19 protein-coding genes, 1 tRNA gene and 1 pseudogene are annotated in these 22,903 nt (G+C 65.4%); 7 read left to right on the plus strand and 14 right to left on the minus strand.

All coding sequences use genetic code 11. The annotated features are described in order from the left end of the window. Positions 1–4: 4 nt before the first annotated feature. Genes ARTH_RS00125 through ARTH_RS00150 form a run of 6 tightly spaced genes read right to left on the minus strand, consistent with a single transcriptional unit; the run spans position 5 to position 7,652 of the window. On the minus strand, positions 5–1,837 hold the full coding sequence (locus tag ARTH_RS00125) for a protein kinase domain-containing protein (RefSeq protein ID WP_011689892.1): 1,833 nt from the start codon (positions 1,835–1,837) through the stop codon (positions 5–7). Continuing rightward, positions 1,834–3,294, minus strand: coding sequence for a peptidoglycan D,D-transpeptidase FtsI family protein (locus ARTH_RS00130; protein ID WP_011689893.1), 1,461 nt, complete (start codon positions 3,292–3,294; stop codon positions 1,834–1,836). Before ARTH_RS00130 ends, ARTH_RS00125 begins: the two co-directional genes overlap by 4 nt. Continuing rightward, the gene (locus tag ARTH_RS00135) at positions 3,291–4,751 is read right to left on the minus strand and encodes an FtsW/RodA/SpoVE family cell cycle protein (protein WP_011689894.1); all 1,461 of its coding nucleotides are present in this window, start codon (positions 4,749–4,751) and stop codon (positions 3,291–3,293) included. Before ARTH_RS00135 ends, ARTH_RS00130 begins: the two co-directional genes overlap by 4 nt. Continuing rightward, positions 4,748–6,424, minus strand: coding sequence for a PP2C family protein-serine/threonine phosphatase (locus tag ARTH_RS00140; protein WP_011689895.1), 1,677 nt, complete (start codon positions 6,422–6,424; stop codon positions 4,748–4,750). Before ARTH_RS00140 ends, ARTH_RS00135 begins: the two co-directional genes overlap by 4 nt. A gap of 2 nt (positions 6,425–6,426) precedes the next feature. Beyond that, a complete protein-coding gene (locus tag ARTH_RS00145; protein ID WP_011689896.1) occupies positions 6,427–6,909 on the minus strand; it encodes an FHA domain-containing protein FhaB/FipA in 483 nt (160 codons plus the stop codon). After that, complete coding sequence (locus ARTH_RS00150) at positions 6,906–7,652, minus strand: FhaA domain-containing protein (RefSeq protein WP_011689897.1); 747 nt, start codon at positions 7,650–7,652, stop codon at positions 6,906–6,908. Before ARTH_RS00150 ends, ARTH_RS00145 begins: the two co-directional genes overlap by 4 nt. A 365-nt stretch (positions 7,653–8,017) precedes the next feature. Here ARTH_RS00150 and ARTH_RS00155 point away from each other — a divergent pair. From ARTH_RS00155 to ARTH_RS00175, 5 genes are all read left to right on the plus strand, one after another. Beyond that, positions 8,018–8,100, plus strand: a tRNA-Leu gene (locus ARTH_RS00155). 224 nt (positions 8,101–8,324) lie between these two features. Continuing rightward, a complete protein-coding gene (locus tag ARTH_RS00160; RefSeq protein WP_011689898.1) occupies positions 8,325–9,422 on the plus strand; it encodes an ABC transporter substrate-binding protein in 1,098 nt (365 codons plus the stop codon). Between the two features lie 5 nt (positions 9,423–9,427). Further along, the gene (locus ARTH_RS00165) at positions 9,428–10,258 is read left to right on the plus strand and encodes an ABC transporter ATP-binding protein (RefSeq protein WP_043429174.1); all 831 of its coding nucleotides are present in this window, start codon (positions 9,428–9,430) and stop codon (positions 10,256–10,258) included. Next, positions 10,255–11,097, plus strand: coding sequence for an ABC transporter permease (locus tag ARTH_RS00170; RefSeq protein WP_011689900.1), 843 nt, complete (start codon positions 10,255–10,257; stop codon positions 11,095–11,097). The genes ARTH_RS00165 and ARTH_RS00170 overlap by 4 nt, the downstream gene beginning before the upstream one ends. Then, positions 11,094–11,915: an ABC transporter permease gene (locus ARTH_RS00175; protein ID WP_011689901.1), complete on the plus strand. Its 822-nt coding sequence runs from the start codon at positions 11,094–11,096 to the stop codon at positions 11,913–11,915. Before ARTH_RS00170 ends, ARTH_RS00175 begins: the two co-directional genes overlap by 4 nt. Positions 11,916–12,147: 232 nt before the next feature. Here ARTH_RS00175 and ARTH_RS00180 read toward each other — a convergent pair whose 3' ends face one another. Continuing rightward, positions 12,148–12,840, minus strand: coding sequence for a FadR/GntR family transcriptional regulator (locus ARTH_RS00180; protein WP_011689902.1), 693 nt, complete (start codon positions 12,838–12,840; stop codon positions 12,148–12,150). A gap of 10 nt (positions 12,841–12,850) precedes the next feature. After that, positions 12,851–13,978, minus strand: coding sequence for an L-talarate/galactarate dehydratase (locus ARTH_RS00185; protein ID WP_011689903.1), 1,128 nt, complete (start codon positions 13,976–13,978; stop codon positions 12,851–12,853). 286 nt (positions 13,979–14,264) lie between these two features. Here ARTH_RS00185 and ARTH_RS00190 point away from each other — a divergent pair, with 286 nt between their 5' ends. Next, positions 14,265–15,401 (plus strand): hypothetical protein, encoded by a 1,137-nt coding sequence (locus ARTH_RS00190; protein WP_011689904.1) that lies wholly within the window; start codon positions 14,265–14,267, stop codon positions 15,399–15,401. 156 nt (positions 15,402–15,557) lie between these two features. On the opposite strand, the gene ARTH_RS00195 is transcribed toward ARTH_RS00190, so the two are convergent. The 6 genes and pseudogenes from ARTH_RS00195 to ARTH_RS00220 all read right to left on the minus strand — a co-directional run bounded on the left by ARTH_RS00195 (position 15,558) and on the right by ARTH_RS00220 (position 21,361). After that, a complete protein-coding gene (locus tag ARTH_RS00195; protein ID WP_011689905.1) occupies positions 15,558–16,397 on the minus strand; it encodes an AEC family transporter in 840 nt (279 codons plus the stop codon). Between the two features lie 106 nt (positions 16,398–16,503). Next, positions 16,504–16,965 (minus strand): annotated as a pseudogene (locus ARTH_RS00200) (enolase C-terminal domain-like protein); the annotation flags it as partial. 95 nt (positions 16,966–17,060) lie between these two features. Next, positions 17,061–18,677: an aldehyde dehydrogenase (NADP(+)) gene (locus tag ARTH_RS00205; RefSeq protein ID WP_011689907.1), complete on the minus strand. Its 1,617-nt coding sequence runs from the start codon at positions 18,675–18,677 to the stop codon at positions 17,061–17,063. A gap of 26 nt (positions 18,678–18,703) precedes the next feature. Further along, positions 18,704–19,618 carry a 5-dehydro-4-deoxyglucarate dehydratase gene (gene kdgD / locus ARTH_RS00210; protein ID WP_011689908.1) on the minus strand — a complete coding sequence of 305 codons (915 nt, stop codon included), beginning with the start codon at positions 19,616–19,618 and terminating at the stop codon, positions 18,704–18,706. Between the two features lie 154 nt (positions 19,619–19,772). Continuing rightward, the gene (locus tag ARTH_RS00215) at positions 19,773–20,657 is read right to left on the minus strand and encodes a LysR family transcriptional regulator (protein ID WP_011689909.1); all 885 of its coding nucleotides are present in this window, start codon (positions 20,655–20,657) and stop codon (positions 19,773–19,775) included. Positions 20,658–20,659: 2 nt separating this feature from the next. Further along, positions 20,660–21,361: a TetR/AcrR family transcriptional regulator gene (locus tag ARTH_RS00220; RefSeq protein WP_011689910.1), complete on the minus strand. Its 702-nt coding sequence runs from the start codon at positions 21,359–21,361 to the stop codon at positions 20,660–20,662. A 141-nt stretch (positions 21,362–21,502) separates the two neighbouring features. Here ARTH_RS00220 and ARTH_RS00225 point away from each other — a divergent pair, with 141 nt between their 5' ends. Beyond that, entirely contained in the window at positions 21,503–22,891 is a 1,389-nt protein-coding gene (locus ARTH_RS00225; protein ID WP_011689911.1) for a flavin monoamine oxidase family protein, read from the plus strand. Positions 22,892–22,903: the final 12 nt, after the last annotated feature.

Raw genomic sequence — 22,903 nt, forward strand, 5'->3', positions numbered from 1 at the left:
AGCCTTAGTTCGTCGTCGACGTGCTTGGAGTGGGCACGGGTTCAGCCGCGAGGTGGTAGGTCACCACGGATCCGGCGGGCACCTTTTGTCCGGCGCCCGGCTCTGAACTAACGAAGGTCCCGGCCTTTTGCCCGGCGCTGCCGGGCACATCTGCTCCCTTTACCCAGCGCAATCCGGCGTCTTCGATCGCTTTCTGTGCCTGGGCCTCGGAACTGCCAACGCCGATCGCGGGCACCGAAGACTCCTGGCTCGGGTCCGGGCCCTTCGAATAAGTGACCGTGATCGTCTCGCCCGGGGCTACCGGGCCGGAAGGCTCGATGTTGGTGACCGTACCCTGCGCTGCGTCACTGAAGACCGGGTCGCCCTTGACGGTCAATCCCAGGCCGACGAGCTGGCTGCGGACCGTGTTGTACGGCTGGCCCAGGTAGGCATCAGGGATCAGGTTGATGGTTTCAGGAGTCGACTGCGTGGGAGTGGGCGTGGGACTTGCGCTGCTGGGTGTGGGGCTCGCCGAAGTGGACGTCGGTGAGGCGCTGCTGCTGCTGGGCTTCGCGCTGCTCGACGTGGCCGAAGATTCGACAGGGCCGGACGGGGAGAAGATGCCTGCCTGGGTCAGCAGGATACCCGCCAGTGCGAAGAGGACGAGCACGATAAGGGCGATGAGCGGCCACGTCCAAGGGCTACGGCCCCGGCGCTGCGGCTCGTCCACCGGTTCGTCGTAGCGGTCCTGCTCCTCTTCCTGGTCCCAGCTGCGCTGGGCAGCCAGGGCGTCAGCACGTGACAGTGTGCTGCCCGGACCGCTTGCCCCGGCCGCGGCCCCTGCTGCAAGCCCTGCCGCTGCGCCGGCGCCCGCAGCACCGACCACCGGGAGTGCGGACGTCGCCGTCGTCGATTTGTCCTTTTCGGGTGATTCGATGACGCCGGTGGCGGCGGTGGGAATGTCCACCGGCGCGGTGATCGGTCCCGTGGCCGCTTCGAAAAGCAGCATTCCGGGAACGGCGGCGTGCGCGGCGGCGATGTCGCCGTTGCGGATGGCTTCCGCTGCCTCGGACAGCTTGATGGCGTTGGCCGGGCGGTTCTTGGGATCCTTGGCGAGCATGGACATCAGGAGGGCACGCACCGGCGTCGGCAGCGTTTCCGGCAGCGGCGGCGGTGCGTCATTGACCTGGGCAAGGGCAATGGCGATCTGCGATTCGCCGGAGAACGGGCGGTGACCCGTAAGGCACTCGTAGCCGATGACGCCGAGCGAGTAAATGTCCGAGGCGCCGGTGGCGGTCTGGCCCGTGGCCTGCTCCGGCGCGAGGTACTGGGCCGTGCCCATGACCTGCCCGGTCTGGGTCAGCGGGACCTGGTCCGCCAGCCGGGCGATGCCGAAGTCGGTGACCTTGACGCGGCCGTCCGGAGTGATCAGCAGGTTGCCGGGCTTGATGTCGCGGTGCACCAGGCCCTGTGAGTGGGCCACCGAAAGGGCCCGGGCGGTCTGGGCGATCATGGACAGCGTCCTGTCCGGGGAGAGGACCTGTTCGTGTTCGATGATGCTGCTCAGGGGCTGGCCCGGGACCAGCTCCATCACCAGGTACGCCGATCCCTCCTCTTCGCCGTAGTCAAAGACGTTGGCGATGCCCACATGGTTCAGCAACGCCGTGTGGCGCGCCTCCGCACGGAAGCGCTGGAGGAACCCGGGATCGCCCGTGTACTCCTCTTTGAGCACCTTGATGGCGACAATCCGGCCAAGGATAAGGTCCTTGGCCTTCCAGACTTCTCCCATCCCGCCAATCGCAATACGCGTGGTCAGCTGGAATCTCCCGCCGAGGGTGATTCCTGATGTAGGCCTCACTTATTCAACACCGCCTCAAAAATCTTCTTCGCGTTCGGACTGGTTAGCTGTGCACCGGTGGTGATGTCCACGCCCTGCATGACGATGGTCACCGACACCTGGGGGTCGTTGGCCGGGGCGAACCCGGTAAACCATGAATTGTTCAAGCCGTCGGTTCCCAGCTCGGCAGTGCCGGTCTTGCCGGCCACCTGGACGCCAGGTACGGCCGCCCCGCGGCCGATGCCCTCACTGACCACACCGGTCATCCACTCCGTGATCTGCCGGGAAATCTCCGGGCTGGTGGAGGTCCGGAGAACCTCTGGTTTCGGTTCGCTGATGACCCTCAGGTCCGGGGACCTCACGGTCTTGATCAGGTTGGGCCGCATCTGGACCCCGCCGTTGGCGATGGCGGACGTCATCAGCGCTATCAGCAGCGGAGTAGCCCGGACGTCGCGCTGGCCGATCGCGGACTGGGCGAGCCCTGCCGGGTCCAGCTCCTCCTCCGGGAACGCCCTCTTCGCGTAATCGAGTTTCAGCTGGTCGCCCAGATCCTCCCCGAAGCCGAACTTCGCGGCCTGGTCGGCGATCGCCTTTTGGCCCAGGTCCCGGGCGATGGAAGCGAACGGTGTGTTGCAGGACTGCTGCAGCGCGAAAGCGAAGCTCGCCGTGGTCTGGGTGTAGCAGTTGCCCCCGGCGTAGTTCGGCAGCTTGTACTGGATCCCGGGGAAGCTCATCTCGGCGGGGTTGGGCAGCTCACTGTCCTTGTTGTACTTGCCCGAGCTGAGTGCGGCGGCCGTATCCACGAGCTTGAACACCGAGCCGGGCGCCAGGAGCGCACCGGTGGGGCCGCTGACGTTCGGGTTCAGGTTGATCCCCGGAATCTTGTTCAGTTCGTTGAAGTTCGCCGCCTCCGCGGCCGCGTCCTGGGTCGCGATCAGGTTGGGATCGTAGGACGGCTTGGAGACCATGGCCAGGATGTCACCCGTTTTCGGGTTCGTCACCACGATGGAGCCGCGCTGACCGTCCGGAATCAGGTCGTAGGCGAGCTTCTGGATGGCAGGGTCCAAGGTGAGTTCCACGGAGGCGCCCTTGGGCTGGTTGCCGAGGAAAAGCTGGCCCACGCGGTCCAGGAAGAGCTGGTCAGAGCTGCCGGCCAGCTGCTCGTTGAGCGCACTTTCCAGCCCGGTGACGCCGTAGTTCTTGGAAAAGTACCCCGTGATGCCGGCGTACAGTTCAGGCTCCGTGTAGGTCCGCTGGAACTTGCAGCTTTCCGAGGCGGGAACGGACTGCGCGATGGGTTTCCCGCCCACAATGATGGCTCCGCGGTCGTTGCAGTAGTTCTGCAGGATGGCGCGCTTGTTCCAGGGGTTGGCCTGCAGTTCGTCGGCACCCACCACCTGCACATAGCTGAGGGCGCCGAAGATCAGCGCGAACATGGCTACAGCGGCGATCCATGAATTCCGGATGGCGTGGTTCATAGTTGTTTCACCGCTTCAGTTGGCGCGTCGGGTTGGGCGGACGGGGGCTGCCGGCCGGGCTGCTTGGCCGGACGCGGCGGAGAAGGCGGAACAGGCTTCTGTTCGCCGGGCGCGGCACCCTGCGGCATGGGAGTGGTGTCCACCGGGCCGCGTGCGGTGTGCGAAATCATCAGGAGCAAGCCAACGATGATCCAGTTGGCCAGCAGCGAGGATCCGCCTGCTGCCAGGAAGGGCGTGGTGAGTCCGGTCAGCGGAATCAGCCGCGTTACGCCGCCAATCACCACGAAGCACTGGAGTGCAATGGCGAAGGACAGGCCGCAGGCCAGCAGCTTCCCGAAGGCGTCCCGCGTGCCCAGCGCGGCCCGGAACCCGCGGGTAAACAACAGTAGGTACATCAGCACGATCGCGAAGAGCCCGATCAGGCCGAGTTCCTCGCCGAAGGAGGCGATAATCATGTCGCTGTTGGCAAATGGAACGAGGTTCGGTCGTCCTTGGCCAAGGCCGGTGCCCACGAGGCCGCCGTTGGCCATGCCAAACAGGCCTTCCACAATCTGGAAGCTACCGCCGAACTGGCGCCCGTAGACCTCGTCCGTGAAGGCGTTCAGCCACCCGTCGATGCGGAGGCCAACGTGGGAGAAAACCTTGGACGCCACATATCCGCCGCCCAGGATCAGGGCCACACCGATCACTACCCAGCTGATCCGGCTCGTGGCCACGTAGATCATCACAATGAAGAGGCCGAAGAACAGCACGGAGGACCCGAGGTCCCGCTGGAAGATCAGCACTCCGATGCTCACCAGCCAGGCGGTGATCATCGGACCCATGTCCTTGACCCGGGGGAACTGCAACGGGCCTAGTTTGCGGCCTGCGAGGAGAATCAGGTCCCGGTTGGAGGAAAGATACCCGGCGAAGAATATGGCCAATGTAATCTTGGCGATTTCGCCAGGCTGGAAGGTCATGGGGCCCAGCTTGATCCAGACACGCGCGCCGAGGATTTCACCGGCCGAAATGCCCGGGATCAGTGGCAGGATCAGCAGGAGCGCGCTGGCGGCCAGGGAAATGAACGTAAACCGCCGGAGAATCCGGTGGTCTTTGAGGAACCAGATGACCGCGATGGCCACGGCCATGGCAATCAGGGTCCAGCGGAGCTGATTGTTGCCGGTATCGTCCCCCGGAGCGTCCAGGCGATGGATCATGGCCAGGCCCAGCCCGTTCAGTGCGACCACCAGCGGAAGTATTACCGGATCGGCATACTTAGCACGGATCCGCAGCACGATGTGGAAGATAAGGGCGGCGGCAGCGAGCAGGCTGGACTGGAACCAGAAATCCTGGTCAAAAGCTTTTTCCTGGTCCACGCCCACCAGGGCATTGGCGCCGATGCCCACGGCCAGGGCAAGGATCAGCAGCGCCAGCTCGGTGTTCCTCCGCGGCTTGGGGGTGGGCTCAATCTGTGTCACTTGGCCTCCTCACAAGCGTTGGTGGACGGGCTGGGGGTAGCGGACTTCGTCGGTGATCCGGGGGGTGCAGCCGTGCCGCCGGGCGCCGGCGCGGCGCCCGAAGCGGTTGGGGAGGCCGTGGGCGTGGCGGAGGCGCTAGGGCAATCCTCCGCAGGCGACGTCGTCCCGGTCAGGTCGAGGTTCTTGACGATCCGCTGTGCGTCGTAAAGGTCGCGTGCCGGCACGGTCTGGCGGACCCGCTGCTGCGAGAACTCCGGAAGGTCGGACATGCGGATGTCCGTTACGGTTTCCAGCGTTGAGAGCTGGATAGGTCCCAGGCGCTGGGAGACACCGTTGTAGATGGCAACCCGCGAATCGTATTCGCCGATGTAGTAACGCGTCTGGGTCCAGGCATATCCGAGCCACAGCCCAACGCTGAGGATGACGAGCAGCGCCGCAGCCGTGGCGATCGTGACCCAGCGGCGCGGTTTGGCGGCGGGCTTGTATTCGTCGGTTTCCTCGCGGTCCTGATCCGATTTGTGGGTAAGGACGGTCGCGGCACGGCGTGCGACGGTGCGGCCGGCAATCGTGGGAATGGACCCGGATTCGGCAGCGGCGGCGGCTGCGCCGACCAACTCGTGGGGACGTGTGGAAAGTTCTTCGCGGAGGACGGCGGCAGAGAGATGCTCGCCCAGGTGAGGGTCCGTCGTCGTGGTTGGCTCGCCCGGCTTGGATGCCGGCCCGGTGCCGGCGTCTTCTCCGCCGGAGTCGCTGCTGCCCTTGTCTTCGGCAGCCTTCGGCTTGGCGTCCTGCGGAAGTGCGGAAGGAGACTTGGCCGGAGCGACGGGAGTGGAAGCCTTGGCCGCCTCCTCCGCCCCGGCAAGGGGCGGGACGATCTCGACGGCGGCTGTACGGACGTCGTCGGGGGTTTGTTCCGCGATTTCAAGCATCACAACCGTGACGTTGTCCGGTGCGCCGGCTTCAAGGGTGAGGTCCACGAGCGTTTCGACGCATTCGCGCAGGTCCTTGGTCTCACGGACCGTGCGTTCCACGACGTGCCCCGCAACGTAGTTCAGGCCGTCCGAGCAGAGCAGCCACCGTTCGCCGGGTTCGACGTCAAGCGTGGCCAGGTCGAGCTCCGGGCTGGCGTCCACATCGCCCAGGACCCGCATCAGCACATTCTTGTGCGGATGGGTTTCCGCTTCCTCGGGGCGCAGCCGGCCTTCGTCGATGAGCCGCTGCACAAAGGTGTGGTCCACGCTGATCTGCTTGAATTCGCCGTTGCGGAGCCGGTAGGCGCGGGAGTCGCCGATGTGGGCGAAGTGGAGTTTGCCTTCGGCCAGGAGCAGCGCCGTGACGGTGGTCCCCATGCCTGCGAGCTTTGGATTGATGTGGACCAGTTCAGACAGGAGGGAGTTTGCGGTTTGGATCTCGTCCGCCAGCACGGTGCCGGCATCGCCGTCGTAGTGACCGTGGTCCAGGTGGAGCATGTCCAGGACGGTCGCTGCGGAAGCCACGTCGCCACCGGCGTGGCCGCCCATGCCGTCCGCCACGATGGCCAGATGGCGTCCGACGTAGGCGGAGTCGTCGTTTTTGGCTCGGATTCGTCCCACGTCCGAGCGGGCGGCGTAGCGCATGATGAGCGGCCGCGTAGGGGTGGAGCCCTTGTCGGCGGGAATTTCCGGGACGGCCACGGCTATGGCCTCAATTCGATGACCGTCTTGCCGATTCTCACGGGGACACCGAGCTCCACCGGGAGGGCTCGGGTGAGCTGCTGATTGGCCAGGTACGTGCCGTTGGTCGAGCCAAGATCCTCGATGAACCAGCGGCTGCCCTGCGGGAAGAGCCGGGCGTGCCGGCCGGAGGCGTAGTCGTCCTCCAGGACCAGCGTGGCCTCCTGGGCGCGGCCAAGAAGGATGGGGCTGTCTGCCAGGGGAATGGTGTGGCCTTTGAGCGGACCTTCCGTCACAACCAGCTGGCGGGCCTGCTGCTTCGCGGGCGGCGGTGCGGTTTCGGCCAGTTCAGGATGCTTGCGTACCTGGCGGGCGGTGGGAGCGCCCATTGCGGCTTTCCTGCCGATCATCAGGTCCCGGCGCATTGCCGACACGATGCTGAAGATGAGGACCCAGAGCAGCAGGAGAAACCCGAATCGCAGTGCCGTAATAGTCAGTTCGCTCACGGGCGGCCACCGGAGTTGGCGGGCAAAAGGCGGAAGATGATTTTGGTCCGTCCCATCGTGATGGTGGAGCCGTCAGTGAGGTCGACGCTGCCGACGACCTTGCGTCCGTTGACGTAGCTGCCGTTGGTGGATCCCAGGTCGACGGCCTCCGTAGTGCCGTTGGTGGTGCGGATTTCGAGGTGGCGGCGCGAGACCCCGGTATCGTCCACCAGGATGTCCGCCTCCGAGGAGCGGCCCAGCACGATGGACGCGGCGTTCAGCGAGTAGCGCTGGCCGTCAATGTCCAGGACCGGCTGAAGCCGTACAGGCTGGCGGCTGGGCGCAGCGGGCACGTTGTTGCGCGGCAAGGGCGGGGCTGCTGCGGAACCTGAGGCCTTTTCCGTCCTTGAGTCGATTTCGAAATCGCCGGCGCGGATTTCGCTATCGCGCCGGAAGGAAATGCGGACTGAACCCTGAAGCGTGTAGCCCTGGCTGCGTACGTGGTTGATCACCACATCGCAGAGTTCTTCGGCCAGGGGCGTGCCCCACTCCTGGGCGCGCTTGAAGTCGTCTTCGCTGAGGCGGACATCAAACACATTTGGTGCGAGGGTGCGCCCGGCGGCGATGGTGATGGCCTTGTGGTCCACCTCCCGGCGGAGCCGGCTGGCGATTTCCACAGGCTCAACCTGGGCCCGCGAGCCGGTGGAGAAGACACCGCGGACGGCCTTTTCGATGCCGCGCTCGACTTTGTCCAGCATTCCCATGGCACCTCTCCTCTCCTGACGGCTGCGGGGCAGCACACGATTCGGAACTCAGTTCAAAACACAGCCGGGAGTGCGCCGGGGACGGGCACTCCTACATCTGATACTACTGGGCGGGGCTGTGAATGACCTTAATGCACAACGCCGGGGCGGGGAGAATAGTTCGCATCAGCCGGGCCCGGTCCGGGGCGGACGGTGCCGTTCCAGGGGCATATCCCGGGGGGACGGTGCGGGGAACGATTTGGCCCGCAGGGGCAGCCGCAGAGCCCGATTGGTGTTTTGCCGTGGTTGTCCGTTATGCTTGATCTCGCTGCTTTTACGAGGCTGGCAGTCCGGAAAACGGGCTCCTGTCGGGTGAAAGAAGTTGCGCGCGAGTGGCGGAACGGCAGACGCGCTGGCTTCAGGTGCCAGTGTCCGAAAGGGCGTGGGGGTTCAAATCCCCCCTCGCGCACGCAAATGAAGAGCTCCGGTCTTAGGACCGGGGCTCTTCTGCTTTAACGCGTCACTCTTTGACGGGCCCGTCAACCCGCCCGCCGGACCAGCGCCCCTAAACGACAGTTAACTTCTCTGAAACGGCTCGGGCTGATTCCTGAAACAACCGTTCCATAGTGTCGGAGCCTGACGGCCTGCGAGGCCGCCTGCATACCTGACCGCCTCCCGATTTGGAGAAGAAGAATGACGGCTTTCAGTTCGGAAAAAGGCGCCCTGCGCCCATCGCGGCGGATGGTGCTGGCAGGGTTTTCATCGGCGGCGCTTGTGGCGCTGACCGGCTGCAGGGGAGGATCAGGATCCGCTGCCCCGGCTGCCTCTGGCACGGGTTCAGGGGCGGCTGCCGATTTCGGCACACTCGAGGTCCAGTTGTCTTGGCTGAAGAACGCGGAGTTCGCCGGCGAGTACTTTGCCGACAGCAAGGGCTATTACAAGGACGCTGGCTTCAGCGCCGTCAACCTGATCGCGGGCGGCCCGGGAGGGGCTTCGGCGGAGACCATGGTCCTCTCCGGGAAGGCCCTGGTGGGCACGTCGTCGCCCGTGGGTGTGGCCCCGGTGGTGCTCAACGAGGGAGCGCCGCTGAAGATCATTGGTTCCACCTACCAGAAGAACCCGTTCACCATCGTTTCGCTGGCCGCCAACTCGATCACTGCACCGCAGGACCTCGTGGGCAAGAAGATCGGCGTGCAGGCAGGCGTGAACGAAACGCTGTTCGATGCCCTCCTGGAAGTCAACAAGATCGACCCCACGAAGGTCACCAAGGTACCGGTGCAATACGATCCGCAGCCGTTGCTGAACGGCGACGTCGAGGGGTTCTTCGCGTACCTGACCAATGAAGTGCTCACCCTTGAACTGGGCGGACACAAGACGGCGGTCCTGCCGTTTGCGGATAACGGCCTGCCCTTCGTTGCCGAGAGCTTCGTGGTCACGGACGAGTCCATCAAGGACAAGAGGCCGGAGTTGAAGGCCTTCCTGGCGGCGACCATCAAGGGCTGGAAAGACGCCCTGGCCGATCCCGATGAGTCTGCACGGCTCGCCGTCGAGGTCTATGGCAAGGAGCTGGGCCTGACCATGGCCAAGGAAAAGGGCCAGGCGGAAGCCCAGAACACCAAGCTCATCGCCACACCGGAGACGGAAGGCAACGGCCTGTTCACGGTATCCAAGGAGCTCATGGACAAGAACATCGAGATCCTCAAGCTCGCCGGCTACGACACCACCGCGGACGCGATCTTTGACCTGAGCCTCCTCGACGAGGTCTATGCCGAGAACCCGGACCTGAAGTAGGGCGCATGACTGACGTGAGCACGGAGGCCGTGGCCGGGGGACTGCTTTCCGGAACCGGCATATCGCTCAGGCACCTGGGTAAGAGCTTCCGGATGGGCAGGAAGAGCGTGGTGGCGCTGGAAGATGCCAACCTGATGACTTCCAAGGGGACGTTCCTTTCGTTGCTGGGACCCTCAGGATGCGGCAAGTCCACCATCCTGCGGATCCTTGCCGGGCTGGAAACCCCCACCACCGGAGACGTGAGGGTGGACGGTCACACACCGGCCGAGCTGCGGACGCGGCACGAGCTGGGGATCGCCTTCCAGGATCCCGCGCTGTTGCCGTGGCGGAGCGTGGTGTCCAACATCCGGCTGCCGTTTGAGGTGGCCGGTCTTCCGGTTGACCACGCCGTGGTGGACGACCTGGTGGAGCTGATCGGACTGAAGGGTTTCGAGAAGGCCAAGCCGGCCCAGCTGTCCGGCGGCATGCGCCAGCGGGTGTCCATTGCCCGGGCCCTGGCGCTCAAGCCGTCGGTGCTGCTGCTTGATGAGCCGTTCGGGGCGCTGGACGACATGACCCGGCAGCGGCTGAACCTGGAACTGCTGCGGATCTGGACGGAGAAGCCTGCCACCACCCTGATGGTCACCCATGGCATCGCGGAGGCCATGTTCCTCTCCGATGTGGTGGCTGTGATGAGCGCCCGTCCGGGGCGGATCAAGGAGATCATCACCGTGGACCTGCCCCGGCCGCGGACCCCGGAAATGATGCGGACCCCGGAGTTCCATGCGCTGTGTGACCGGGCATCCGAGCTCCTTTTCGGCGCCCGTGCACCCCTTGAGGAGGTGGAATCACCATGACGGGGTCGTTCCTGTTAAGTACGACGGCGGCCCGGCCGCTGCCGCCGTGGGCCGCGGCCGGGATCGGCGTAGCGGCCACCGTTGTGCTCTGGTGGTTAGCTGCCGCGACGGTGCTTTCCGGAGTGGGTGCCAGTGCGGACGGTTCCGGCGGCGCCGTTCCGACGCCGCCGGAAGTTTTGGGACAGCTGGCGAGTGACGGCGTCGGGTTTTACTGGCCCAACCTGGCCGTGACAATGGCGGAGGCTTCCGCGGGATATCTGTGGGGGAACGCCGGCGCGCTGCTGTTGTCCGCGAGTGTCCTGGTGCTTCCGTCCCTGGAACGGCTGATTACCCAGCTGGCGGTGATCAGCTATTGCCTGCCCATCGTTGCCATCGGTCCGCTGGCCTTCATCGTTATCGGCTCGCCCGCGCGGGGGGAATCCTCGGGCACGGCCGTCCTGCTGGCGGGCATCTCGGTTTTCTTCACCACCGTGGTGGGTGCGCTGGCCGCGCTCAAGAGCGCCGACAGGGCAAGCCTGGACCTCGTCGCCGTCTACGGCGGAGGACGGCTGAAGCAGTTGGTCAAGGTACAGCTCATCTCCGCCCTGCCCGGAATCCTGAACGCGCTGAAAATCGCCGTTCCGGCCGCCGTGCTGGGCGCCGTGCTGGGCGAATATGTGGGCGGCGTGGACCGCGGGATCGGCCCGGCGCTGGTCAATGCGCAACAGAACCTCGAAATTGCCAGGGCGTGGGGAGTTGCCCTGGTGGCGGGGCTGCTTGCCGGCGCCGGCTATGGCGTGTTTGCGCTGCTGGCACGATTCATTACGCCGTGGTCCTCCGGACGCCGGGCGGCAGCATGATGCCGGGATCCGCGGCTGTCCTGGCCGCGCTGAAAGACGCGGGGCGCGCGGTCGTCGGCCTGCTGGTTTCCCTGGCCGTGGTGCTGCTGCTGTGGGTGGCGTTGTTGAAGGTCTTCAACATCTCGCCGTTCGTCGGCAAAGGACCGCTGGATGTTTTCAACTTCCTGTTCTCGGTTCCGGCAGCGGAGGCTAACCGGCAGGCCATCCTGCAGAACCTCGGCCAAACCATGGTGGATTCATTCCTGGGGTTCGCCGCGGGAATGGTGGGAGCCGTTGTGATTGCCGGTGTGTTCGTGTTGTTCCGCGGTGTGGAGAATGCCCTGATGCCGGTCGCCATGCTGCTGCGCTCGGTTCCGCTCGTGGCGCTGGCACCCATCATCATCCTGATTTTCGGCCGCCAGGAACCGGCGGTTGCTGCCATCGGCGGGATCGTGGTGCTGTTCCCAGCCCTGGTGACGATCGTGTTCGGGCTTCGCTCGGCGTCCCCGGCCATGATCGAAGTGATCGATGTCTACGGCGGCTCACGCTGGACGGCCCTGCTGAAGGTTGCATTGCCCTCGTCCCTGCCGGCGTTCTTCACGGCCGTGAAGGTCTCCATTCCGGGGGCGATCACGGGCGCGTTGCTGGCGGAGTGGCTCGCCACCGGCAAAGGAATCGGTTACGCCATCATCTCCGCCGTGTCCCGGGCAAGGAACAACGAGGTGTGGGCGTCGGTGGTGGTGATCACCCTTGTTTCGATCATCCTCTACACCGTGGTGGCGCTCCTGGAGGAGGCCATGCTGCGGAGGTCCGGCCGGGCGCCATCGTCGTCCGGGTGACCCGCCGTCGTCGTCCGGGTGACCCGCCGTCGTCGTCCGGGTGACCCGCCGCCGTCGTCCGTTCTTTAATGATGCCGAAAAGCCGAACGGGGCCACGAAGCCGCCCAGGTTGACGAGTAGGGCGACCACCCGCAGGCAGGCCGGCACCCAGCGGGCGAAATTACGTTGCTGGGGAGTTCGAAGACGGCGATGAGTAAAGCTCGCACGGCGCGCGACCGGGAGGCCGGAAGTGCTACCGCCCGGCCCGGAGCCGCCGCCTCGAGTTGGCCAGGTGGCTGCGCATGGCAGCCGATGACGACGGAACGTCGCCCTCCGCGATGGCCGCGTAGATCGACTCGTGTTCGTGGACCACTTGATCGAAGTGTTCGCGGGCATAGTGTTCGTCGCCGGTCATCAGCCGGGTGCGGGGCATGGCGATCATGGTCTGGCCCAGCGACGCCAGGCAATCCGAGTAGAAAGGGTTTCCCGACGCGGCGGCGATGGCCTTGTGGAATTCGAAGTCGGACTTCATCGCATGCGCCGGGTGGCCGCTGCTGGATGTGAAGTCTTCCAGAGCTTTCTGCACGGCCCTCAGTTGCCGGTCCGTCCGGTTGCGGGCGGCCAAGGCTGCAGCCTCCGCTTCTACGCCCACCCGGAACTCGAGCAGGTGGAGCCGGTCCTCCAGACTGGTCACCGGCCGGCCGCCTGGGGCATGGGGATCGCCGTGCGGGGGCGGGGTCAGCGCGAAGCTTCCCCGACCCCGTTCCGTTTCCACCAGTCCCTCTGCCTGCAGCCGGGTCAGGGCCGCCCTGACCACGGTGCGGCTGACGCCGAACTCGCCGATCAACGTGTTTTCGCTGGGCAGCTTGTCGCCGGGCTGGATCACGCCGTCAACGATGCGCGTGCGAAGGTCGGCGGCGAGGTCCGCGGTCAGGTTCCGGCTCATGGGTTCAAGGTTACGCGCCGAACTCCACGGACTCGGTGGTCCAGGCGCGGGACTGGTCGCTGAGGGACACGCCGAGGCCCGGGCGGTCCGGAACCAGCATGCGGCCGTTCTTGGTTTCGAGGCGCTCATTGAACAGCGGGTCGAGCCAGTCGAAGTGCTCCACCCACGGTTCGCGGGGGTAGGCGGCCGCGAGATGGAGGTGGATTTCCATGGCGAAGTGCGGTGCGAGGCCCAGGCCCCGCTCGTCCGCCAGGGCAGCCAGGCGCAGGAACTGGGTGATGCCGCCGACGCGCGGCGCATCAGGCTGGATGATGTCGCAGCCGCTGGCGTCGATCAGGCCCTTGTGCTCCGCCACGGAGGCCAGCATCTCACCGGTGGCGATGGGGGTGTCCAGGACGCTGGCCAGGTGGGCATGGCCCTCGAAGTCGTAGGCATCCAGCGGCTCTTCAATCCAGATGAGGTTGAATTCCTCGAGCTGCCGGCCCATCCGCAGGGCAGTGGCGCGGTCCCACTGCTGGTTGGCGTCCACCATGAGCGGCACGTCCCAACCGATGTGTTCGCGGATTCCGGCCACGCGGCGCAGGTCCTCCTTGCTGTCGGGGAGGCCAACCTTGATCTTGATGCCGCCGATTCCGTCGTCGATGGACTGGGTGGCGCGGGCCTTGACCTCATCCAGGGAGGCATTCAGGAAGCCACCGGACGTGTTGTACGTCTGGACCGAGTCGCGATAGGAGCCCAGGAGCTTGGCCAGGGGAAGCCCGGCGCGCTTTGCCTTGAGGTCGTAGAGGGCGATGTCGATGGCGGCCAGCGCCTGAGTGGCCACGCCCGAGCGGCCCACGGAGGCGCCGGCCCAGAGCAGCTTCGTGTAGATCTTGCCGATGTCGTTTGGGTCCTCGCCGATGATTCCTTCGGCCACCTCTTTAGCATGCGCGTACTGGGCCGGTCCGCCGGCGCGCTTGGAGTAGCTGAAGCCGATGCCGCTGTGGCCCTGTTCGGTGGTGATTTCAGCGAACAGGAACACCACTTCGGTCATGGGCTTCTGGCGGCCGGTGAATACCTTGGCATCACTGATCGGCACGGCGAGGGGAAGCCTCGCTGTGGAAAGTTTCACATGGCGAATGAGGTCAACGGTGCTCATGGGTGCTCCTCGGAATCGGAAGGGGCATCATCGCCCGTAGTTCTTATGCTACAAGTTATAAACTTGTATTACAAGTAGTGGACTACCGTAGTAGCGGTCGGCGGCGTTCGGCCGCGACGTGGGGCTGGGATTGCGACGGCTGATGGGCCAGCTCATTGGCAGATATGCAGTCACGAGTCTCGGATGGGGTTACGAGACAAGTTATTGATCGCAAGCGCCCCTTTTGGCAATGGAATCAGGTAGGTTCGCCGGAGACTTGTGGAAAAACTGCGAATTGGGGAATCAGATGCCGGGAGCCGAAGTCGAGATTGTCTGGACTGCCCTGTCAAAGGCGTGGCGGAAGGCCCAATACGAAGAACTGTGGCTGCAGTTCCGGCCCCGTGGCTCGAAGGATGCCTTTGAGGCAGTTGAGGCTGCCGTCCAGATGGCGAACCAGGCCGTCGATGACGCCGGCTGGGGCCATGACGTGTTCACAGCAGGGGTCTCGGATTCGGACGCCGGTCCGGTGGCGCTGATGAGCAGGGCCGGGACCGAGGAAGGGGTGCGCGCCTGGTTCGCTGCTTTCGCCCAACATTTGGAGACCCTCGGGAAATCCGGGAGGGTCACCGCCGCGCCGGAGGCGTTTTTCCCGGAATGGTTGAGCAGCGGACAGGTCCCGCAGCAGCTGACCGCGTACGTGTCCTACCAGACCAAGGACTTGGCCCTGCTGGACGAAGACGAGCAGCGCCGCGCCTGGCACGTCCCGAAGGCCCTAACAGCACAGATCGCCGACGCTGCTACGTCGTGGGGCCGCTTCGAGGGAGCCGATGTCTACCGCAATATTCACCAGATCCGCTCCAAGAACCCTGACGTTGGGGCCGCGATGGCGGCCGGGGTCGAGAAATTCGGCATGGCCGGCGTGACCTACCTGCGGTCCGAGCCGCGCCGCTTCACGTGGGCTTCGATGAGCCCCCTGGGACGGACCTGTTACGGGGTTATGGACGACACGATGTCCTGGCAGGAGCGCTTGGCTCAGGTCACCCGGGCCATGACCGCGTTCCCAAGCGACACCGATCTGGCATTCGTACGGCACAGCAAAGCGCTCACCATCTCCTGGGGTGACCTCGCCGGTGCCAGGCCGGCTCTTCCCCACGTCAAGGAGTATCACGTCCGCTACAACAGGCACCTAAACCGGCAGTACATCCCCGACGCCCACGGAATCCAGCTCCTCACCGACGCCCACTTGGAACAAGCCAACGACCTCTCCGACTGGAACATCACCGGCCTTGGTGGGGGCAAGCATCTGGTGGAGGCCAAAGATCTGCAGCTCTGGTATGCCAATATCGACCCCGAGCCGGAAACACTGGCACAGGCACGCGCTGATTTCTCCGGGATGATCCTCACCCCGGAGATCATTGCAAAGAATCCTCCTCCTTGGCGCTAATTCCGGACTACGACAGGGTGCGCCAGGATTGGGGCCCGCAGCCCCCGCACCGTTGGCACTAATCCGGCCCCCGGCCCTAATGCACCAGCAACGCCACCACGAGCAGCGCCCCGACGCTCAGCACAGTAGTGCAGAGAATGACGTCGCGGGCCACGGTCATGCCGCGGCCGTACGGCGACGCGAAGAGGAAAACATTCTGGGCGGTGGGGAGGGCGGCCATGATGACGCTGGCCAGCAGATGCTGCCCTTCCAGTCCGAAGACCACCGGCCAAGGACCCAGACAACCACCGGCATCCCGGCAATCTTCAGGAACGTTGCCACGAGCGTTTCAACCCGGCCGTCATCCTTCCGCAGCGGGGCCCGGCCGGCGAGGGACAGCCCGAAGGCCAGCAGTACCATGGGCACGGCGCCGCCGGCCAGCATGTCGATGGGTTTCTGTAGCAGGTCCGGGGCGCTCCAGCCCGTCAGTGCCACGACGACGCCCAGCGCGGAGGCGATGATCATAGGGTTGGCGAAAGGCTGGAGGAGCAGCTTCTTCCAGGAGATCTTGGAGCCTGACACCAGGCCCAGGACCGTGAGGTAGAAAGGCGCCATCACCAGGATCTGCACCAGCAGCACGGGGGCCACATGCTGCGCCGTGCCCACTGCATACAAGGAAACAGGAATGCCGATGTTGTTCGCGTTGGCGTAGCTGCTGGCCATGGCGCCCACGGCGGTCTCGGCTGCCGGCCGCCGGAAAAACAGGAAACTGGCCAGGCAGTAAAGAAGCCCCACGATCGCTGCCGAAAGCAGCGCCAGCGGGGCGTCCGTTCCGAGGGCCGCCCGGATATCGCTGCCGGCCACCACGGTGAACAGGAGCGCCGGGTTGGTGACGTAATAGGCGGTTCGGGTCAGCGCGCCTTGGACTTCCGGTCCCAAAATCCGGAAGCGGGCGGCGAAATAGCCCACGGCAATCACAGCGGAGACGATGAGTATTCCGGAGACAACCCCGCCCAAAAGTGCGCCCTTCTATCTATCTGTATGTCTTGGGTCCCGCTCGGCCGTCTTCCTGTTGCATCAGGAGGGCCGGCCGTGCGGAAGCTTCAGTTCCTTCGCAGGACGCCTAGCGCACCAGGCACGGGCGCTTCGGGTCGAAGGACCAGCCGTCGACGTAATACTGCATCCCGATGCTGTCGTCCCGGGCATCCAGCCCGTGCTCCAGGTACAACTGGTGTGCCTTGTCCAGAGCGTCCCGGTCCAGTTCGATGCCCAGGCCGGGCGCGTCCGGGACCTCGATGGCGCCGCCCTTGATCTGCAGCGGGTCCTTGGTGAGCCCCTGGCCGTCCTGCCAGATCCAGTGGGTGTCCAGCGCGGTGATCTCGCCGGGGGCTGCTGCACCGGTGTGCGTGAACATCGCCAGCGAAATATCGAAGTGGTTGTTGGAGTGCGATCCCCAGGTGAGCCCGAATTCATGGCAAAGCTGCGCCACCCGGACGGAGCCGTGCATGGTCCAGAAATGCGGGTCTGCCAGCGGAATATCGACGGCGTTGCTGCGGATCGCGTGGGCCATTTCGCGCCAGTCCGTAAAGAACGGTCCGTGTGCGCCGCTGAGGTTCATCAGCATGCTGTCGTACCCCGCGACGGGAACTACCTCAACCTTGGCGATGGTGGGCTGGGTGCTCATGCGTTGACCTTATCTTCTGCGTCGGCTGCGGCTTCGACCGTGCCGTCGATCCGGCGGTTCAGGTGCCACGGGTTGGCGTCCTGCAGCGGAGCCGGGAGCAGTTCCTGGGGCAGGTTCTGGTAGGCGACCGGCCGGAGGAATCGGTTGATCGCCAGGGTGCCGACCGACGTCGTCCGCGTGTCCGACGTCGCCGGGAAGGGGCCGCCATGGACCATGGCGTGACCCACTTCGACGCCGGTGGGCCAACCGTTGACGATGATCCGCCCCACCTTCTGTTCCAGGGCGGGCAGCAGTTGCGCCGCCGTCGGGTAGTCCTCTTCGGTGAGCTGCAGGGATGCGGTGAGTTGCCCCTCGAGCCGGTTGGTGGCCTCGATCAGTTCCCCGGCGGTGGAGTAGCGGATCACCAGGCTGGCCGCGCCGAAGATCTCGGCGTGCAGGACATGGTTGCTGACGAAGTCGGCGATGTCGGTCCCGAAGATGGTGGGGGCCGGTGCGTTTTCGGTGGGTCCGGCGGTTCCCTGGCCGACGACGGTCACGTTGTCGGCTGAGCCGAGCGTCTCGGCCCCGCTGTTCCACGAACCGGCGATGCCGGCGGTCAGCATGGTCTGGCCGGCGCAGGCGGATACTGCGCGTCCGACGGCGGCAGCCAGTTTGTCGCCCAGCTCACCTGCGGGGGCGAACAGCAGGCCGGGGGAGGTGCAGAGCTGTCCGGAGCTGCCGGTGACGGCGGTGACGTACTGCTGCGCCAGTGCGTCGATCTGCTCGGCGGAGCCGGTGAGGGCGCCGGGGAACACGAAGACCGGGTTGAGCGAGGACATTTCCGCGTAGACCGGGATGGGCTCCGGGCGGGCTGCTGCGGTGCGCATCAGCGCAATGCCGGCGCTCTGCGAGCCGGTGAAGCCCACAGCCTTGATGGCCGGGTCCGCCACAAGGGCCTGGCCGATGCTGCTGCCGGGGCCGTAGATCAGCGAGAACACGCCAGGGTGGAGCCCGGAATCGCGGACGGCTTTGACGATGGCCTGGCCGACAAGTTCGCCCGTGCCGGGGTGGGCGTTGTGGGCTTTGAAGACTACGGGACAGCCGGCGGCGAGGGCCGAAGCGGTGTCTCCGCCCGCCGTCGAGAAGGCCAGCGGGAAGTTGCTGGCACCGAACACCGCCACGGGTCCCAGCGGGATCTGGCGCTGGCGGATGTCGGCGCGGGGGAGCGGCGTGCGTTCCGGCAGGGCCGGGTCGATGCGGACGCCGCGGAAATCGCCCTGGCGGACAACGTTCGCGAACAGCCGGAGCTGCCCCGTGGTGCGGGCACGTTCACCTTGTAGTCGGGCTGCGGGCAGTCCGGTCTCCTGTCCGGCGCGGACGATCAGGTCGTCGCCGATGGCCTCGATGTTGTCCGCGATGGCTTCCAGGAAGCTCGCGTGGGTTTCGGGATCGAGTGTGCTGAAGGAGGGGTAGGCTTCGCCGGCCGCGGCGGTGGCGGCTTTGAGCTGGTCCTCGGTGAGCAGGGTGTAGGCGGGCTCAAGCTGTTCGTTGCTGGCGGGGTTGAAGCCAAAGGCAGTCTTGCCTTCGCCGGCGACGGCCTGCCCGGCGATCAGGGAATGTCCGGTGAGTGTCATTGTGGTTACTCCTAGGAGACGGTGGATCAGGAGACGGTGGCGATGAGCGCTTTGAGGTCTGCCAGGTCCTGCGGGGCCAGGTTCTGCAGCGGGGGACGGACGCCGCCTGCGGAGCGCCCGATGGCATCCAGTCCGCCCTTGACTATGGAAACGGAGTATCCCTTGACCCGGTCGCGGATATCCAGGTACGGGATGACGAAGTCGTTGAGCTTCTTGTTTACAGCCACGCGGTCGTGGTTGCGCACGTCCTGGTAGAAGTCCAGGGCAAACTGCGGGACGAAGTTGTACATGGCGCTGGAGTAGGTGCTCATGCCCAGCTGCAGCAGCGGCAGGGCGAAGGTCTCGGCCGTCGGGAGGCCGCCAAGGTAGAACAGGCGGTCACCGAGCTTGGCGTAGACGCGGGCGTCGTGTTCGAGGTCGCCCACGCCGTCCTTGAAGCCGATCAGGCTTTCGTGGCGGTCCGCCAGGGCAGCCACGGTGGTGTCCTTGTAGATCGCGTTGGCGCGGTTGTAGATGATGACGCCGAGCGAGGTGGCACTGCAAACGGCGCTGACGTGCTCGATCAGGCCGCCCTGGTCCGCTTCCGTCAGGTACGGCGGCAGCAGCAGGATGCCTTCCGCGCCGGCGGCCTCTGCGGCCTGGGCGTTTTCAATGGCCTGGGCCGTGGACCCGCCCGCGGATGCCAGAACGGGAACGGTGCTGCCGACTTCTTCGACGGCGGCGCGCACAACGCGGGCGGATTCAGCCGGCGTGAGGGAGAAGCCTTCGCCCGTGCCCCCGGCGGCGAAGAGCCCGGCCACCGGGTAGCTGGCCTGCCAGGCGAGGTGCTTCCGGTAGTTTTCCTCGTCGAACTGGAGTTGCGAATCGAACGAGGTCACCGGGAAGGAGAGCAACCCGTCTTTGAGAACGCTGGCAAGTTCCTGGGGTGAATGTTTGGCCACGATGAGTCCTCCATGTCGGCGCCGCGTCGGTGCGGCAGCAGATGTTTTCCCCTTCAGCCTAGGGAGCCATGTGATGCCTGTCTAAGTTCATTTTTGTATGCATTGATACCCTCGCGGTATCGCCTACCAGCTACGCGTCCCGGTGCAGCCGGACTCAATCGTCCCGGTATCCCAGGACTTTCAGGGTTTGGGACAGGGCGGGGTTGGTTATGTTGCGGTTCCAGACTGCGTGCAGCTCCACCGGATAGTGCGCGCTGCCTTCCAGCGGCAAGAAATCGACGCCCTGAATGCCTAGCAGGGAAGTGGATCGGGGGACCAGGGCTACTCCGCGCCTCGCCGCAACCAGGGAGACCATAGTGAGAATCTGGCTGACGGTGTGAACCACGTTGGCGTGCTGGATTTGGAGCATCCTGACCGCAAGGTCGTAGAAATAGCTGGCCTCGCCGGGTGAGTGCATGATGAGGGGCACGTCCTTAAGGTCGTCTTCCCTGACGTGCCGGTTGAGTTCCGTTAAGGGGTGCCCGGACGGCGCAGCAAGCACCATCGTCTCGCGCTGAAGCAGGTACGAATCAAAAAAGTCCCCGTTGATGGGAGGCCGGGCAAGGCCGATGTCGAGTTCACCGGATTGCAGCCCGGCGATCTGTTCGCCCGTCACGAGTTCGTGCAGGTCGATGTCCACGCCGGGCAGCCCGGCCGAGATTTTCTCCAGCAGCGGGCCCAGAATGCTTAAGCCGCTGGCTGCCGTGAAGCCGATCCGTATCAGGCCGGAGCTGCCCGAGGCGATTCGTTGTGCCGTGAGAGGCGCACGATTGGCCAGTGCCATGAGGCGTCGGGCTTCTTCCAGGAAAGCCGTGCCCGCGGCCGTCAGGCGGACCTTCCGGTTGTCGCGTTCCAGCAGCTCCGCGCCCACGGTCTTTTCAAGCTTCTGGATCTGGCGGCTCAGGGGCGGTTGGGTCATGTTGAGCCGTTCTGCGGCCCGGCCGAAGTGAAGTTCTTCCGCGACGGCAATGAACCCTGCCAGCTGGTCAAAAGTGAACATTCCTAGTTCCGCAGCGCCCCGAGCCCCGAAATCAATGCCTCCAGGCCAAGGCTGAAGGCGATGTCGGCGGGCTTTTCGTGGCCTTGTTCGGCGAGGCTCTGCACCGCGGCCGTGAAATTGGGCGTGGATTCCGCCATGCTGCCCGGATCGAAGATGTCCGCCGGAGCCGTGACGTCGAAGGCCGAGCCGAAAATGAAGGACTCGAGCGCCACGATCGAGGAGATGATCCGTTCCTCAGGGAAGCCGGCCTCCCGCAGCCCTTCGCTGACCGTCTCGTACATGGCCAGGGTCTGGGGCGCGTCCGTGACTGGCAGGACCGCGATCACCGGGATGAGCGGCGTGTGCTTGGAAAAAACGTCCCGGTAGCTCCATGCCCATCGGCGCAGGGCTTCATCCCAGTCTTCCCGGCCGAAAGCGGACACATCCACCAGTGCGGCCAGGTGGTCTTCCACGAGAACCAGGACGTCCCGTTTGGACGTCACGTGGTTGTAGAGGGCCGACGGCGCCACGTGCAGCGAGCGGGCCAGGGCGGCCATGGTGAGCCCGGCATAGCCGCTCTTTTCGATCAGCCGCAACGCTGCCGCGGTGATCACGGCCTGGTCTAGCACCGCCGAGGCCGGCCGGCCCGCGCGGCGCTTCGGCTGAGCCGCTGCTTCGCGCGAGTCCGCGGAGGGTTGGGTGTTCTGGCGGGCGGCTGCCGGCATCGTCGGCCTTTCTGCTGGCGGGGTCCCCAGCATTATTCCATTGACCCCTTCCGCGACGGCGTCGGAACCGCTATAGTTTTCCTAAATGAATGGCATTCATTTAGTGGTACGCATCACTCCCGCGGCCACAGAGAGGACATCATGCTGGAACTTGACCGCGACGTCGTCGTCGTAGGCGCTGGCCCCTCGGGACTCACCGCGGCCCGCCAACTGAAAAAGGCAGGCCTCAGCGTGGCCGTGCTGGAAGCGCGCGACCGGGTGGGCGGCCGCACCTGGACGGACACCGTTGACGGCGCCATGTTGGAAATCGGTGGCCAGTGGGTCTCGCCGGACCAGACGGTGCTGCTGGAACTCCTGGACGAGCTGGGCCTGGAAACGTACTCCCGCTACCGCGACGGCGAGTCGATCTACATCGGCGCCGATGGCAGGAAGACCCGCTACACCGGGGACTCCTTCCCGGTCAGCGACACCACGGCCGCGGAAATGGACAAGCTGATTGGCCTGCTGGACGGGCTGGCGGCGGAAATCGGCCCCACCGAGCCCTGGGCCCACCCCAAGGCCCGCGAGCTGGACACCGTCTCCTTCCATCACTGGCTCCGCCAGAACTCCCCGGATGAGGAGGCCTGCAACAACATCGGCCTGTTCATCGCCGGCGGCATGCTGACCAAGCCCGCCCACGCGTTCTCCGCACTGCAGGCCGTCCTGATGGCTGCCTCCGCCGGATCCTTCAGCCACTTGACGGATGAGGACTTCATCCTGGACAAGCGGGTTGTGGGAGGCATGCAGCAGGTTTCGCTGCTGCATGCACGCGAACTGGGTGACGACGTCGTTCTTAACAGCCCGGTGCGCACCATTAACTGGATGGAAGAGCGCGACGGCGGCCCGCGCGTCACCGTGGTGTCGGAACGGGCCACAGTGAATGCCCGCTATGTGATCATGGCGGTGCCGCCCAACCTGTATTCGAGGGTTTCCTTCAACCCGCCGCTGCCCCGCCGCCAGCACCAGATGCACCAGCACCAATCGCTGGGACTGGTCATCAAGGTCCACGCCGTCTACAAAACCCCGTTCTGGCGCGAGGAGGGTCTCTCCGGCACCTGCTTCAGCGCCGGCTCGCTGGTGCAGGAAGTGTACGACAACACCAACCACGGGGATTCCCGAGGCACCCTGGTGGGTTTCGTCTCGGACGAGAAAGCCGACGCCGTCTTTGAGCTGAGCGCCGAAGAGCGCAAGCGCACCATTCTGGAATCCATCGCGGCCTTCCTGGGCGACAAGGCGCTGGAGCCCGAGGTGTACTACGAGTCCGACTGGGGCGCTGAGGAATGGACGCGCGGCGCCTATGCCTCCAGCTACGACCTCGGTGGCCTGCACCGGTACGGCAAGGACCAGCACCAGCCGGTGGGCCCCATCTACTGGAGTTCCTCCGACCTGGCGGCCGAAGGGTACCAGCACGTCGACGGTGCCATCCGGATGGGTCAGATGACCGCCGCACGGGTTGCCGCCGTCGCCCACCGGGCTTCGGTCACGCAGTAGGAATCCAACGAC

It is taken from the genome of Arthrobacter sp. FB24 (assembly GCF_000196235.1).
Classification (GTDB): Bacteria; Actinomycetota; Actinomycetes; order Actinomycetales; family Micrococcaceae; genus Arthrobacter.